The sequence below is a fragment of the Planosporangium thailandense genome (assembly GCF_011947195.1).
GTDB lineage: Bacteria > Actinomycetota > Actinomycetes > Mycobacteriales > Micromonosporaceae > Planosporangium > Planosporangium thailandense.
In genome coordinates this window covers 26734-41527 of sequence record NZ_JAATVY010000019.1, presented here as the reverse complement: position 1 = coordinate 41527, position 14794 = coordinate 26734, and the positions used below count along the sequence as shown (strand labels likewise).

Genomic DNA, 14794 nt, shown 5'->3' with positions numbered 1-14794 from the left:
GCCGGCCCGATCAGCGGGGCGGGATCACCCGTACCCCCGGCCACCGCCGACCCGGCCGGTGGCGGGCGAACCGGGCGAGCGACACCTCGAGGCTGGCGCGGCGCGGGTTACGCCGCCACACCCCGGCCAGCAGGTCGGCCAGGCCGAGCGGGGCGCAGACGTCGAGGTGGCCGGCGCCGTCGAGCCGCACGGCGACCGCGGTGGCGGTCTCCGGCCAGGTCGCAACCGCCTCCGCGATCGAGGAGAAGGGCAGGACCGGAGCACCGCCGAACCTGTGGTGGTACCAGGTGTGCACGGCGGCCTGGTTACGCGCCTGCCACGGCGCGTCGGGCCAGGCGTCACCCAACATCCGGGTCGCGCGCTCGTCCCGCTCCCGGCTCAGGTCGTCGGGGTCGAAGAACACCACGTCGACGTCGTTCACATCGCCGGGGTCGAAGCCGGGCCCGTACAACCGGCCCCAGACCACGTCACGTACGGCGCCCGCGCCGACCCACGCGTCGGGCAGGTCGACCGCCCGTACCGTCTCCAGCACGCGCATCAGCCAGCCACACGACCGGACGATACGACGCAGCCGGTCGTCATCGGTCTCCCCGGTCACCATTCCCGGCAGCCTATGCTGGCGGAGGTCGCGGGATCGAACGGAGCCGCATGTCCTACCCAGACTCTCGCTGCCTGGCCGACGGCGGCGAGGTCAGCGCCGTCCTCCAACCGGCGACCCGGCAACCCGACCGGACCGTCGGCGCCGCCGCGGTCCACTACCTTGCCACCTCGGCGTCCACCCGCGGAGAGTTCGGTCTCTACTGATCCTGTTCGCCCCGGGTGCGCCGCGCGAGAGCTACTTCGAATCGCTGGCCGAGATCGTCGCGTCCGGACGTCAACTCAGCGACGAGGAGTGGACGGAGCCGTACGCACGGCACGACCGGTACATGGTGTGAACCCAAGGGCCACAACACCACGACCGAGGTCCAGGCGGCCCTGCAGGCCGGAGCCGTGCGTCAGGCCGGCCCGGCCAGCCCCGTGACGAGACCGCCGGCATGCAGATGCGACCGCGCCGCTTCGATCGCCAGCGGGGTGGTGGCACACACCCGCCCGGCCTCGGTGAGGCGGTCCAGGACGCCGAGGGCGTCGAGGGTTTTCGTGTGGTCGGCGCGCAGGCCGGAGACGTAGACGACGATCCCCCGCTGCTCCAGCCGCTGGATGGCGTCGCCGAGCACGAGCGCTCCGGACGCGTCCATCGTCGAGACCCGTGACATCCGGAGGATCACCACCCGGACGTCGGCGATCTCAGACAGTTCCAGCAGGAAGCGGTGGGCGGCGGCGAAGAACAGCGGACCGTCCAGACGATAGGCCACGATGTGCTCGGCGAGCAGCGCGTGCTCCTCGTCCCGGTGGTCGCCGTCATCCAGCGGGACCTCCTCGACCCGTACCGACATCGCGATCTTCCGCAGGGACAGCGCCCCGGCGACGACGAAGCCGACGAGTACCGCCTCGACGAGGTCCAGCGCCAGGGTGCCGATCGCGGTGAGCGCCATGACCAGGGCGTCCGACCGGGTGGAGCGGACCAGGGCGGCGAGCGATCCGACCTCCACCATGCGGACCGCCGTAGCGATCAGTACCCCGGCCAGCGCCGCCAGCGGTATGTGAGCGACCAGCGGGGCGGCCACCAGCATGATCGCGGCTAGGACCAGGGCGTGGGTGAAGGCGGCCAGCCGGGAGCCGGCCCCGGAGCGCACGTTCACCGCCGTACGGGCGATCGCGGCGGTGGCGGGTACGCCGCCGAAGAGCGGAGTCACGACGTTGGCCAGCCCCTGGCCGAACAGTTCCCGGTCGGGATCGTGGCGCTGCCCCACGCTCATGCCGTCGGCGACGGTCGCCGAGAGCAGGCTCTCCAGCGCCGCCAACGCCGCCACCGCGACCGCCGCGGTGAACAGCGACGGCACCGCGGCAAGGTTGAGGAAGCTCAGTGTCGGGGCGGGCAGCGTCGATGGCAGGGCGCCGATGCGGGCCAGCGGCACGTGCACCAGTTCGGCCACCGCGGTAGCGGCCGCCACGGCAACCAGCGAGAACGGTACGGTCGGCCGCCACCTGGCGCCGAGCAGTACGGCGAGGGCGACGCCCACGGCCACGGCCAGCGCCGCGGGCCGGGGATGGCGTACGAACGCCAGAGCCGCCCGCCACGCGACCGCGGTCACCGAGTCGCCGTGCGCGGTCACCCCGAGCGCGGCCGGCACCTGCTGAAGAAAGATCACCGCGGCGATTCCGACGGTGAAGCCCTCCACGACCGGGGCCGGGACGTAGCGGACGTACCGGCCGGCCTTCGCGACCGCGAGCGCGATCAGCAGCAGGCCGGCCAGGAGACCGACCGTGAGCACGCCGCCGGCGCCGTACCGGGCCACGATCGGCACGAGAACGACGGTCATCGCGCCGGTGGGCCCGGAGACCTGCAGGTTCGATCCGCCGAAGATCGCCGCGATCGCCCCCGCGACGATCGCGGTGGTGAGGCCGGCGGCCGCCCCGAGCCCGGAGGAGACGCCGAACCCGAGCGCGAGCGGCAGGGCGACGATCGCCACCGTCAGGCCGGCGAGGAGGTCCCGGCGGGGCTGGCGCCCCATCGCCTTCCATGCCTCGGTCGGCGGAAGCAGCCGGACCAGGCGCCGGAGTCCCGCGCTCACGCGTTGTCCGCGCTGGCAGGGCGCGCATCGGCCGTACCCGGCTGGCTCGGGGCGGTACCCGGCTGGCTCGGGGCGGTACCCGGCTGGCTCGGGGCGGTACCCGGCTGGCTCGGCCGGTCCTCGCGCAGCGCGTCGAGGAGTTCGGCCTGTCCGGTGATCATCTCGGTGAGGATGCGCCGGGCCGCCCGCATCAGGTCCGCCACGTCGGGGCCGGCGAGGGCGTAGACGACGGTCGAGCCCTCCCGCGTGGAGGTCACGATGCCCGCCCGGCGCAGCACGGCAAGCTGCTGGGACAGGCTCGACGCCTCGATGCCGATCTCGTCGAGCAGCGCCCGCACGGTCGTCGGCCCTTCACCGAGCAGCTCGAGGACCCGGATGCGCACCGGGTGGCCCAGCATACGGAAGAACTCGGCCTTGGCCTGGTAGAGCGGAACCACGCCGGGCATCCGTCACCGCCTTTCACTATACCTGACCAATTGCACACTTCTTCAATTCACCAAGTACACAGGGCGCGCCGTTGGTGATCACCGTCACTGTCCCGGTGGGGGCTCCGAACAAGAGGACCCCGCCGACGGCGAGCGCGACCGCCACCGCCGCATTGAGCGCGTTGAGCAGGTACTCGCCGTGGTCGAGGACAGCCGCCGGCCACGACCGGTCACGTCGCCGGTCGGCCTGCGCAGGCGCCACGCCTCCGATCGTGGGCCGACCGCCCGGCCGACGTCCAATCCGCAGGTTTGCTCAACCCTGCCCTCCGCCGGCCGATCTGGGTCAGCGGAGGTCGTAGCCAGAGCTACCAGACGACAGGGAGAGCGACCGTGAACGTTCCCGCGAGGTTCGGCCGATCCGCATCGGGTGGGCGCCACCCCTTGGTGGGCTCCGCCGACGCGCTCGTCACCGTGCTCACGGCGGCGCCTTGCGTGCTGCTGGTGACCGACGAGGCCGGCGAGATCGTGTTCCGCAACGACGCCGCGGTCAACATGGCCCGCCAGGCCGCCGAGACGCAGGGCCCGCAGGTACTGGACCTGCTCCGCGCGACGCTCGTGCGGATCATCCGGGAGAACACCCGCTTCCCCGTCGTCGGGACGTTCGAGGTCGGCGACGGCGCGGACCGGGCGGTCGCCGAGCTGACCGTGGGCGCGATTCCCGGCGGGTACGCGGCGACGTGGCGCAACATCACCCGCGAGGCCGCCCAGACCGTCGTGACCCAGCAGCTGGCCGACGAGTTGGCGGCGCAGGCCTCCTCGCTGGCGGAGCTCGGCGACCGGCTGACCAGCGTCGCGGCCGAAGCCTCCGGCCAGGCCGACGTAGTGTCGCAGGGCGCCGCCGAGATGACCGCGAGCATCGGGGAGATCTCGACCCGGGTGACCGCCGCGTCGACGAGCACCACGAGCGCGGTGAGCTCGGCTGAGTCGACCACCCGCAGCATGAACAAGCTCCAGGAGTCCAGCGAGAGCATCGGCGCCATCACCAAGCTGATCACCGGGATCGCGGAGCAGACCAAGCTGCTGGCCCTCAACGCCACCATCGAGGCGGCCCGCGCCGGCGAGGCCGGCAAGGGCTTCGCGGTGGTCGCCGGTGAGGTCAAGGACCTGGCGGCCCGTACGGCGGAGGCGACCGACCAGATCACCACCATGATCGAGGCGATCCAGTCGGAGAGCGCCCAGGCCGCCGCCGCGATCTCCGGCATCGTCGAGCTGATCAGCTCGATCGCCGAGCAGCAGACGCTGATCGCCAGCGCGGTCGAGGAGCAGACGGCCACCACGGCGGAGATGTCGACCGGTATCCGGTCCATGGCCGGCTCGGTGCAGTCCTCGTCGGAGGCGGCCGAGACGGTACGGGTCACGGCGGGCGAGATCAACGACCGCGCGGTCCAGCTGCAGAAGCTGGTCGCGGAGGACCAGTAGCCGGGGACCAGTAGCCGAGGACCAGTAGCCGGGGACCAGTAGCCGAGGACAGGTAACGGTCCCGGCGGGCGGGTACCGACCTGCTGCCGGGCAGCATCGTCGCCGCGGCGCCGTCACTGACATGATCGTGAAATCGACGGCGGGAGATTGCACGATCCGCGAGATGGGTACAACACGGCCGATATTTGGCCGAAAGGGGTACCCGTATGTCGCTTATGCGGACAAAGCCGATCGACGACGTGCTCATTCAGAGCGAGAGCGACGACGGGGCGGGTGGTGACGCGGCCGGCAGCCGCCGACTGCGCCGCCGGCTGGGCCCGTTCGACCTGATGGGCTTCGGCATCGGGATCGTCATCGGCACCGGCATCTTCACCCTCACCGGGATCGAGGCGCGCGACCACGCCGGACCCGCGGTCACGATCTCGTTCGCGCTCGCCGGCGTCGCGAGCCTGCTGGCCGCGCTCTGCTACGCCGAGCTCGCGTCCAGCGTGCCGACCGCCGGCAGCGCGTACACATACGCGTACGCGACGATGGGTGAGCTGCCGGCCTGGATCATCGGCTGGGACCTGGTCCTCGAGTTCGCGCTGGGCGCGGCCGTCGTCGCCCGTGGCTGGTCGGGCTACCTCGGCAAGCTGCTCGGCCTGCCGACCGCCTGGTTCGGCGAGAGCAGCACGGTAAACCTGGGCGCGATCGCCATCACCCTCGTGCTGGGCGCCATCGCCACGATCGGCATCCGGCAGTCCGCCCGGGTGACCAACGCGCTCGTCGTGGTCAAGATCGCCATCTGCGTGTTCGTGGTGATCGCCGGCCTGTTCTTCGTGAAGTGGGCCCACCTGACGCCGTTCGTGCCGCCGGCCCGCCACGCCGGTGGCGGCACATCCGGGCTGGCCCGGCCGCTGTCGCAGGCGGTGTTCGGCATCGCCCCGTCGGCGTTCGGCTTCGCCGGCGTGCTCACCGCGGCGGCGGTGGTCTTCTTCGCGTACACCGGGTTCGAGGCCGTCGCCAACCTCGGCGAGGAGACCCGGCGCCCGGCACGCGACCTCCCCCTCGGCCTGTTCGGCACGCTCGGCATCTCCGCGCTGCTGTACGTCGCGGTGTCGCTCGTCCTGGTCGGCATGGTCGACTACCGGAAGATCGACCCGGGCGCGCCGATCGCGTCCGCGTTCTCCGCCGTCGGTGCCGGCTGGGCGGCCGTCCTCGTCTCCATCGCCGCCGTCGCCGGCCTGACCAGCGTCATCCTGGTGGACATCGTGGCGATCGGCCGGATCGGTTTCGCGATGGCCCGCGACGGTCTGCTGCCGCCCGGCATCGGCGCCGTCCACCCGAAGTGGGGCACTCCCTACCGGCTGACCGTGGCGATGACGGCGTTCGTCGCGCTGCTCGCCGGCTTCGTACCCCTGTCGGCGCTCGCCGACCTGGTCAGCATCGGCACGCTGTTCGCGTTTGTGATCGTCTCGCTGGCCGTTCCGCTGCTGCGGCGTACCCGCCGCGATCTCGAACGGCCGTTCCGGGTGCCGCTGTCGCCGGTGGTACCGGTACTGTCCGCGCTGGCCTGCCTGTACCTGATGACCAACCTGTCGTTGGCGACGTGGCTGCGGTTCGCGATCTGGCTCGTCGCGGGAATGGTGGTGTACCTCGGCTACGGCCGGCGGCACAACCGACTGGCCCGGCAGGAGCGCCACGCGGCCGTGCCGGCGCCCCGGCCGGCCAGCGCCCCGACGGGCGCTCCCGTCTCACACTGACGCAGCCAGCGATCTTGGACAGTTGTGGGGGTCATAGCCCTCACAACTGTCCAAGATCGCTGAAACCGCCATCCCGGTAGACCTCTACCCCGCCGACGTACGCCCGCTCCACCCGGTTCATCACGTCGAGCGGGTCCCCCGACCAGATGCACAGATCGGCGTCCTTACCCGGCTCGATCGAGCCCAACCGGTCGGCGACCCCGGCGATGCGGGCCGGGTTGATGGTCACCGCGCGCAGCGCCGTCACCGGGTCGAGCCCCTCCTTGACCGCAAGGGTCGCCTGGTGGATGAGGAAATTGATCGGTACGACCGGGTGATCGGTGGTGATCGCGATGGTGACGCCGGCGGCGGCGAGCCGGCCGGGGTTGGCCAGTGACCGGTTGCGCAGCTCGACCTTGGACCGGGTGGTGAACAGCGGTCCGATGATCACCGGGATGCCCTTGGCCGCGATGATGTCGGCCAGCAGGTGCGCCTCGGTGCCGTGGTCTATCACCAACTCGTAGCCGAACTCCTCGGCGATGCGCATCGCCGTGGCGATGTCGTCGGCCCGGTGGCAGTGCTGCCGCCACGGGATCTCCCGGCGCAGCACCTTCGCGAGCGCCTCCAGCTTGAGGTCCCGATCGGGCTGCTTACCGGGCTCCGGGTTCTCCCACTTGGCGAGGTAGTTGCCCGCCTGGGTGAACGCGTCCCGGATGACGGCCGCGGTGCCCAGGCGCGTCGACGGCAACTGCTTGCGGTCGCCGTACACCCGCTTGGGGTTCTCCCCCAGCGCCGACTTCAGGCCGCTCGGCTGGCGCAACAGCATCTCGTCGACCGTCCGGCCCCAGCACTTGAGCGCGACCGTCTGGCCGCCGATCGGGTTGCCCGAGCCCGGATTGACGTTGACGGCGAGCACGCCGCCGCCGATGGCGTCCCGGAAGCCGAGGTCGGCCGGATTGATCGCGTCCAGGGCGCGCACGTGCGCGGTGTTGGGGTCGGTCATCTCGTTGGTGTCCTGACCGGCCCACCCCTCGGCCTCCTCCCAGACACCCACGTGGGCATGCGCGTCGATGAAGCCGGGCAGCACCCAGGCACCCTCGGCGGACACGGTCGTCGCGCCCTCGGGAACGGGCAGGTCGGCACCGCCGACGGCGGCTATCCGGCCGTCTTCGATCACGATAACGCCACCGTCGATCGGGTCACCCTCGATCGGCACCACCCGGCCGCCGACGATGGCTACCGGTCCTGTCCCCGCCAACCCTGGCGAACCCACACAATCACCTCCAGCTAGCACCTCAGCTAGCCCTCGTTCCCCCACCCCGGCGCGCGAAACGGCACATCACCCATCCGACGACGACATCAGCGCCCAACGACGACGTCACCGACCAATCCAGCGCAGCGATACGCGCTCACCCGGCCGGGCCTGACCCAGCAGATCGAGGTCCGGCGGCTCGACGACCCCGATGACGGGGTAGCCGCCGGTCACCGGATGGTCGGCGAGGAACAGCACCGGCCGGCCGTCCGGCGGCACCTGCACCGCCCCGCGGACGATCCCCTCCGAGGGCAGTTCGTCGCGCCGGGCCAGGACCAGCGGGGGCCCTTCGAGCCGGACCCCGACCCGGTTGCTGCGGGCGCTCACCGCGTACGGGGCGGAGGCGAACAGGCGGCGCGCCTCGGCGGTGATCCAGTCGTCGCGCGGGCCGGCCAGGACGCGCAGCACCAGGTCGCCAGGGGCCACGGGTACGGGCGCCAGGTCCACAGTGGGCATTCCGGCGACAGCGTCGCCCACGGGCAGCCGGGCGCCGGCCGTCACCGGCGCCGGCCCCAGCCCCGACAGCAGGTCGGTCGAGCGGGAACCGAAGACCGGCGCCGCGTCGATCCCGCCGCGAACGGCCAGGTACGTGCGCAGCGCCCGCTGCGGCGCCCCGAGTACCAGGCGCTCGCCGGCCCGTACGGTGAACGGACCGTTGAGAAAGCCCTGCCGGTCGCCCACCCGAACGGGTGCGGGCGCGCCGGTCAGCGCGACGATCGCGGCTTCGTCGAACCGGGCGACCAGCCCACCGAGCGTGATCTCCAGGCATGCGGCCGACTCGGGGTTACCGACGAGCCGGTTGGCCAGCCGCAGGGCGCCGAGGTCGGCGGCGCCCGACGGGCTCACGCCGAGCGCGGCCCAGCCCGGGCGGCCCAGATCCTGCACCGTCGTGAGCGGGCCCGGACGGATGACCTCGATCATGACGGATCCACCGCGCCGACCGGATCCACCGCACCGACCGAATCCATCGCGACGAAGCGGACCCGGGTGCCGGCGACCAGCAGCGCCGGCGGGTCACGGTCGACGTCCCACAGCGCCGCGCCGGTACGGCCGATGAGCTGCCAACCGCCGGGCGACGGCCGGGGATAGACCCCGGTGTACTCGCCGGCCAGCCCGACCGCGCCCGCCGGCACCACCGTTCGCGGGCTCGCGCGACGCGGCACCCGCAGCGCCCGGTCGCCCCCGGTGAGGTAGGCGAAGCCGGGCGCGAAGCCGCAGAACGCGACCACGTACTCCACGCCGGTGTGCCGGCGCACCACCTCAGCGGGCGACAGGCCCGTGCGGGCGGCGACCTCGGCGAGGTCCGGCCCGTCGTACGCCACCGGCAGCTCCACGATCCCGGCCGGGCCGTCGTCCCCGTCGGCCGGCGGCGTACGCCGTACCAGCTCGGCCAGCCCCGCGAAGGAGGTGCGGGACCGGTCGAACGTGACGAGCAGCGTGCGCGCCGCGGGCACGAGGTCTGTCACCCCGGCCGGAGCGGTGCGGGCCAGCGCCCGGTACAGCCCCATGACCTCGTCCAGCTCGTCGAGCTCCACGAGCAGCGCGCCGCGACCGTACCGGAGGATGCGCACCGGCTCCTCAGCCCTCCCCGATTCCCACGTTCCCGGTGAAGCTCCCGCTCCCGGTGAAGCGCCGGACAGTGACGCCCGCCTTGAGCAGTGACTCGCGTACCCGGCGGGCGATGGCGACCGCCCCGTCGGTGTCGCCGTGCACGCAGATCGACCGGGCCGCGACCGGCACGGGCGTACCGTCGACCGCCGCCACGGTGCCTGCGGTGACCAGCTGGACGCACCGTTCGGCGATGAGGTCGGCGTCGTGGAGCACCGCGCCGGTGGTCCGTCGCGGTACGAGGTGACCGGCGGGCGTGTACGCCCGGTCGGCGAAGGCCTCGCCGACCGTGGTGAGGCCGGCCTCGGCGGCGAGCCGCAGGAACGCCGAGCCGGGCAGGCCGAGCACCGGCATGGCGGGGTCGTACCGGCGGACCGCCTCGACCACCGCCACGGCCTGCGCCTCGTCGGTGACGATCGTGTTGTACAGCGCCCCGTGCGGTTTGAGGTAGGCCACCCGGCCGCCCTCGACCCGGGCGATGCCGTCCAGCGCGCCCAGCTGGTAAAGCACCTCGTCGGCGAGCTCGGCCGGGTCGACCGCGATCGGCCGCCGGCCGAACCCCGCCAGGTCGCGGTAGCTGACCTGGGCGCCGATCGCGACGCCCCGCTCGACGGCGCGGGCGCAGACCCGACGCATGATCGAGGGATCGCCGGCGTGGAACCCGCACGCGACGTTGGCGCTCGTGACGATGTCGAGCAGGGCTTCGTCGTCACCGAGGGTCCACGGACCGAAACCCTCACCCAGGTCACTGTTGAGGTCGACGACCGGCGCGCTCGCCGGTAGGCCGGCGTGGGCAGAGCTGGCGGTCATCGCGCTCATCCTCCCGGCGGTACTGCCGCTAGGTTGATCCTGCCAGACCGGCGACGCCGCGTAAGCGTCGATGCCGCGTAATTGTCGATGCCGCGCTACCGGCTTCGGGCCGGCACGCCGAGACCGGTTTCTCGGGCCGGCACGCCGAGACCGCTCCAGTGGCCGACGAGTTCGGCGTAGAGCGGGCTGCGGCGCAGCAGCTCTTCGTGGGTGCCGAGAAGGGGATCGGCGCCGTCCATCACGAGGACCCGGTCGGCCCGGACGGCCGAACTGATCCGGTGGGCGATCACCACGAGCGTGCCGACGCGCTCGGCGAACGCCTGCTCCGCCCGCGCCTCCGCCATCGGGTCGAGGTAGCAGGTCGCCTCGTCGAGGATGACGATCCGGGCCGCCGACAGGAACACCCGGGCCAGCGAGATGAGCTGCCGTTCCCCGGAGGACAGCGTCTCGCCGCCGGGCGGGATCTCGGCGTCGTAGCCGCCCAGGCGGGCGCACGTCTCCTCGAGACCGACGGCGGCCACCGCGCGATCGAGGTCGGCCCTGGTGGCGTGCGGCTGCAGGTACGTCAGGTTCTCCCGTACCGTCCCGGCGAACACGTACGCCTCCTGGGGGATCAGCGCCACGGTGCGCCGCAGATGCTCCTCGTCGACCGTCTCCAGGCTCACCCCGCCGATCGTCAGCTCACCCCGCTGCGGTCTGGCCAGCCGGGTGAGCAGGTTCGCGAGGGTGGACTTGCCGACCCCGCTCGGGCCCACCACCGCGAGATGGAGACCTTCGGGGATGTCGAGCGTGAGGTCACGGACCACCGGTTCGGCATGTGCGGAATAGGCGAACGTGACGCCCCGAAGGCGCACGTCGCAGGTCGGTGGCCGCAGCACCGCCGCGCCGGGAGCAGACGGGGGCGGCTCGGCGCACACCTCCGACAGCCGGCCGAGCACCACCCCGAGGTTGGTGAGGATGCTCCCGCCGGCGCCGATGAGCATCCGGATCGCCGGCTCGAGCCGGCTGAACAGATAGACGGCGCCGCCCGCGATCTGCCCGACGGTGAGCCGACCGCCCGCGAGCAGCCACGGTGACAGCCCCAGGAGGGCGAGCAGGGGGAACTGCGCGCCCAACATCATCACGGGCAGCCGGAGCACCCACGCCCTCGCGTACGCCCGCTGGGCTTGGGCCTCGTCGTCGATCGCCCTGCCCACCTCGCGGGCGGCGCGCGTCTCGGCGCCGCAGACGACGACGTCGCGCAGCCCCTCGACGACCGGTGAGGCGGTGGCGCCGATCCTCTCGCCGAGCAGCACCACGGCGCGGTACCGCGCGACGAGGACCCGCACCAGGCCGGCGAACGCGAGCAGCGCCAGCACCACCAGCCCGGTGGTGACCAGGGCGATCAGCGGCGACAACACGAACAGCCCGCCGAGGGCCGCGACGGTCGTGACGAGGAACTGGCGCGCGGTGCGCAGCAGGCTCGACATCAGGATCCGGACCGTCTCGACCTGCACGGTGGCCTGGGAAACACTCGATCCGCCGGCCCTGTCCTCGCCCCGCAGGGCCCGCCGCAACGAGGCGGTGACCACGGCGGTGACCAGCGAGTCGCGCAGCGGCTCGACGGCCGAGGCCAGCCACGGGAAGGCCCGTCGGGTACCGAGGGCCCCGACGGCGTACAGCGCGCCCAGGGCGGCCAGCGAGCCGAACCCGACGAGGGGCCGTCGCGCGAGGAAGCCGTGGTCGATCGCGTTGGCGACGAGCAGCCCGGAGACGAAGGCGGGCACCCCCTCGACGGCCGACCAGGCGGCGAGCCACCAGAGCGCCCGGCGGTGCGGCCGCAGATGGCTCCGGAGCAGCCGCGCGCCGGCGGAGAGGTTCATCTCCGCACCCCGACCTGGAGGGCCGCGGGCATTCCGGAGACGTCGCGGACCGCGATTTCGCCGGCTCCCGTGTCGTCCGCCGCTCCGAACACTGCCCGGTAGCCGGGATCCGACCACAGCGCCGAGTGGGGAGCGAGCGCCCGTACTCGACCCCCGTCGAGCCAGGCCACGAGGTCGGCGCGGGCGGCGGTCATGGCCCGGTGGGCCACCACCACCGAGGTACGTCCGGCGAGGACCCGCGCGAGCGCCCGCGCCACCTTCGCCTCGGTAGCGGTGTCGAGGCTGCTGGTGGCGTCGTCCAGCACGATGACCCGAGCCCTGGCCAGGATCGCCCGGGCCAGCCCGAGGCGCTGCATCTCGCCACCGGACATGGGTGCCTGGGCCAGCGGGGTGTCGTAGCCCTTCGGCAGCAGCCGGATGAACCGATCGGCCTGCGCCACGGCAGCCGCCGCCTCGACCTCGGCCCGCGATGCGGCCGGCCTGCCGTAGGCGATCATGTCGTGGATGGTGGCGCCGAGCAGGGCGGGCCGCTCGAAGGCGTACGTCACGGTCCGGCGCAGTGCGGCAGGCTCGATCTCGGCGACGGGAACCCCGTCGAGCAGCACCTGGCCCTCGTCGGGGTCGGCCAGCCGGCCGATCAGGGACACCAGCACGCTCTTGCCGGTGCCCGACCGCCCGACGATCGCGACACTCCGTCCCGCCGGCACCGCCAGGTACAGATGGTCGAGCACCGGGCGGTCGTCCATCCGCACGCTGATGTTGCGCAGCTCCAGCCGGCCGTACCCGGGTGGCACCGCCACCGGTGACGCGGGTGCCGGCGCGGCGGGCACCGCCTCGAGCACCTCACCCACCCGGCCCGCTCCTACCTGGCACGACAGGAGGGAGACGAGCGTGTCCAGCAACCCCATCGAACCGAGCGCGAGGCCGGCGTAGGACGCCGCCGCCACCAGCTGACCGGCGGTGATCTGGCCGGCGACCAGCGCGTAGCCGCCCACCGACAGCACGAGCAGTTGGACGACGGGTACGAGCAGCGCCAGCTGCCAACTGGCGCGCCCCTGCACCACCCACCCCTGCCGTCCGACCTCGTGCAGCTCCGGCACCGGCTGGAGAATCCGGCCGATCTCACGCTCGGCCGTACCGCCGGCCCGGATCGTGCGTACGCCCCGGTGGGCGTCGAGCAGGCGGGTGGTGATCGCGGCGAGCAGTTCCTGGTAGCGGACGAAGGGCTGGGCCGCCGTGGCGACGAACAGACGGAGCAGCGCCACGCTCGGCGGTACGCCGAGCAGCAGGGTGACCGCGAGACGCAGGTCGATCAGCGCCAGACTCACCACCGCGCCGAGGGTGACCGACAGGGTCGCCGTCGCCGACAGGAGCATGGGAAGGACCATCGCCGGCGTACCCGCGTTGACGGTGATGCGGGACAGCAGATCCCCGGCGGGAAAGCGCCGGAGGCCGGGTACACCAAGCGCGAGCGCGCGGCCCAGCAGCCGGTGCCGGAACCCGGCGGTCAGCATCGTGCCGTAGTAGGAGCCGATCAGGTCGTCGAGGGCGCTCGCCGCCGTCGCGATCGCGAGCAGCGCCGCCAACTGCGCCAGCGCGCCGGTCACGTTGGTTCCCGTGGTGGCCGCGTCGATCGCGGCGGCCACCACGCGGGGCATCAGGACGGTCGTGACCGCCCCGACGCCGGTGACCACGGTGAACAGCAGCACCAGGAACGGGTGTTGCCGGACGGCCTGCCGCAGGACACGACTGCCCGCGGCCCGCAGCGTCCCGGCGGGCAGCTGTGGCGCCACCGCGCGGGCCAGCCAGCTCGTGAGCCGCGCGGGGGATCGGGGGCGGTTTGCCGGGACGGTCTGCGACGCCGAGGCGCGCAGACGCCGGCTTCGACAATGTCGCCTTCGACAATGTCGACCGTGCCGCCGCCGCACCACTGCCTCTCGTCCCCTCTGCCTCTCGTCCCCTTCGGCCTCTCGTCCCCTTCGGCCTCTCGTCCCCTTCGGCCTCTCGTCCCCTTCGGCCTCTCGTCCCGCCCCCTTGGGCGAAGGTCGTCGGCGCAGAGCCGGGCACGGAGGCAGCGGGTGACCGCCTCCGTGCCCCATTCCCCGTCGCCCGCCGCAGTCTCCAGCGGTCAGGGTCGCGGGGATCGCCTACGACCTGCTAGGCGCAGGTGATACCGATGCAGACCGTGTTGAGGAGGTTGACGGTCAGCAGACCGATGCAGATCGCGGCGCAGGTCTCGTTGCCGCCGCCGTCGAAACGGATGCCGTCGATCTCGATCGGGTCGGTCTCCGGGAGCGCCTGCAGTGAGGCCACCAGGTCGAAGCTGTCAAGCTGCATGATGAGTTCCTTTCAGGGAGTGTTGTGAGTTCGTCCGGACCCTGCTATGCGCAGGTGATGCCGACACAGACGGAGTTGGCGATGTTGACGGTCAGCAGACCGATGCACACGGCCACGCAGGTCTCGTTACCGCCACCGCCGCCGCCGTAGAACTGGACGCCGTCGATCTCGATCGGGTCGGTCTCCGGCAGCGCCTGCAGCGAAGCCACCAGGTCGAAGTTCTCAAGCTGCATGTTTGTCACCTCCTTCCCTGGAACGTCCCGGGCTCGTCGGCGGCCCCGCTACGCGCAGGTGATGCCGATGCAGAGGGTGTTGGCGATGTTGATCGTGAGCAGACCGATGCAGACGGCCGCGCAGGTCTCCGAACCCCCACCACCGCCGCCGTTGAACTGGACGCCGTCGATCTCGATCGGGTCGGTCTCCGGCAGCGCCTGCAGTGAGGCCACCAGGTCGAAGCTGTCAAGCTGCATGATTTTCACCTCCTTCCATGGGATGGGTTTCCGGTTGTTCAGCGGGTCGTCCAGGCCCGGTTATCGGCACGTACCGCACATGCAGACGGGGTCGAGCG

Annotated in this window: 15 protein-coding genes and 1 pseudogene; 3 read left to right on the top strand and 13 right to left on the bottom strand. The window is 72.4% G+C overall.

All coding sequences use genetic code 11. The features are described 5' to 3' along the window. Nucleotides 1–10 precede the first annotated feature (10 nt). Nucleotides 11–601, bottom strand: a complete 591-nt coding sequence (locus HC031_RS22745) for a nucleotidyltransferase family protein (RefSeq protein ID WP_240942831.1) — start codon at nucleotides 599–601, stop codon at nucleotides 11–13. Between the two features lie 47 nt (nucleotides 602–648). On the opposite strand from HC031_RS22745, the gene HC031_RS32600 reads away from it, so the two are divergent. Next, nucleotides 649–804 (top strand): hypothetical protein, encoded by a 156-nt coding sequence (locus HC031_RS32600; RefSeq protein WP_205863100.1) that lies wholly within the window; start codon nucleotides 649–651, stop codon nucleotides 802–804. Nucleotides 805–995: 191 nt separating this feature from the next. On the opposite strand, the gene HC031_RS22735 is transcribed toward HC031_RS32600, so the two are convergent. The 3 genes and pseudogenes from HC031_RS22735 to HC031_RS22725 form a co-directional block, all read right to left on the bottom strand. After that, nucleotides 996–2612, bottom strand: coding sequence for a SulP family inorganic anion transporter (locus HC031_RS22735; protein ID WP_167927496.1), 1617 nt, complete (start codon nucleotides 2610–2612; stop codon nucleotides 996–998). A gap of 182 nt (nucleotides 2613–2794) precedes the next feature. Beyond that, nucleotides 2795–3118, bottom strand: a pseudogene (locus tag HC031_RS22730) (ArsR/SmtB family transcription factor); the annotation flags it as partial. Nucleotides 3119–3134: 16 nt separating this feature from the next. After that, entirely contained in the window at nucleotides 3135–3359 is a 225-nt protein-coding gene (locus HC031_RS22725) for a hypothetical protein (RefSeq protein ID WP_167927421.1), read from the bottom strand. 128 nt (nucleotides 3360–3487) lie between these two features. Between HC031_RS22725 and HC031_RS34490 the strand changes: the two genes are divergently transcribed. Then, nucleotides 3488–4576, top strand: coding sequence for a methyl-accepting chemotaxis protein (locus HC031_RS34490; RefSeq protein ID WP_167927420.1), 1089 nt, complete (start codon nucleotides 3488–3490; stop codon nucleotides 4574–4576). Between the two features lie 215 nt (nucleotides 4577–4791). After that, a complete protein-coding gene (locus HC031_RS22715) occupies nucleotides 4792–6318 on the top strand; it encodes an amino acid permease (RefSeq protein ID WP_240942830.1) in 1527 nt (508 codons plus the stop codon). Between the two features lie 40 nt (nucleotides 6319–6358). Here the strand turns inward: HC031_RS22715 and HC031_RS34485 are convergent, their stop codons facing one another. The 9 genes from HC031_RS34485 to HC031_RS22670 form a co-directional block, all read right to left on the bottom strand. Next, nucleotides 6359–7570: an amidohydrolase gene (locus tag HC031_RS34485; RefSeq protein WP_338090780.1), complete on the bottom strand. Its 1212-nt coding sequence runs from the start codon at nucleotides 7568–7570 to the stop codon at nucleotides 6359–6361. A gap of 105 nt (nucleotides 7571–7675) precedes the next feature. After that, nucleotides 7676–8530 carry a 5-oxoprolinase subunit C family protein gene (locus HC031_RS22705; RefSeq protein WP_167927418.1) on the bottom strand — a complete coding sequence of 285 codons (855 nt, stop codon included), beginning with the start codon at nucleotides 8528–8530 and terminating at the stop codon, nucleotides 7676–7678. Then, nucleotides 8527–9180 carry a 5-oxoprolinase subunit PxpB gene (pxpB, locus tag HC031_RS22700; RefSeq protein WP_167927417.1) on the bottom strand — a complete coding sequence of 218 codons (654 nt, stop codon included), beginning with the start codon at nucleotides 9178–9180 and terminating at the stop codon, nucleotides 8527–8529. The genes HC031_RS22705 and pxpB overlap by 4 nt, the downstream gene beginning before the upstream one ends. 7 nt (nucleotides 9181–9187) lie before the next feature. Next, the gene (locus HC031_RS22695) at nucleotides 9188–10027 is read right to left on the bottom strand and encodes a LamB/YcsF family protein (RefSeq protein ID WP_167927416.1); all 840 of its coding nucleotides are present in this window, start codon (nucleotides 10025–10027) and stop codon (nucleotides 9188–9190) included. 95 nt (nucleotides 10028–10122) lie between these two features. Then, nucleotides 10123–11889, bottom strand: a complete 1767-nt coding sequence (locus HC031_RS22690) for an ABC transporter ATP-binding protein (protein WP_167927415.1) — start codon at nucleotides 11887–11889, stop codon at nucleotides 10123–10125. Continuing rightward, the gene (locus tag HC031_RS22685) at nucleotides 11886–13682 is read right to left on the bottom strand and encodes an ATP-binding cassette domain-containing protein (protein ID WP_167927414.1); all 1797 of its coding nucleotides are present in this window, start codon (nucleotides 13680–13682) and stop codon (nucleotides 11886–11888) included. The genes HC031_RS22690 and HC031_RS22685 overlap by 4 nt, the downstream gene beginning before the upstream one ends. A gap of 364 nt (nucleotides 13683–14046) precedes the next feature. Continuing rightward, nucleotides 14047–14226 carry a VenA family class IV lanthipeptide gene (locus HC031_RS22680; RefSeq protein ID WP_167927413.1) on the bottom strand — a complete coding sequence of 60 codons (180 nt, stop codon included), beginning with the start codon at nucleotides 14224–14226 and terminating at the stop codon, nucleotides 14047–14049. Between the two features lie 44 nt (nucleotides 14227–14270). Beyond that, nucleotides 14271–14459, bottom strand: coding sequence for a VenA family class IV lanthipeptide (locus HC031_RS22675; RefSeq protein ID WP_167927412.1), 189 nt, complete (start codon nucleotides 14457–14459; stop codon nucleotides 14271–14273). A 48-nt stretch (nucleotides 14460–14507) separates the two neighbouring features. Further along, nucleotides 14508–14696: a VenA family class IV lanthipeptide gene (locus tag HC031_RS22670; protein WP_167927411.1), complete on the bottom strand. Its 189-nt coding sequence runs from the start codon at nucleotides 14694–14696 to the stop codon at nucleotides 14508–14510. Between the last annotated feature and the right edge of the window lie 98 nt (nucleotides 14697–14794).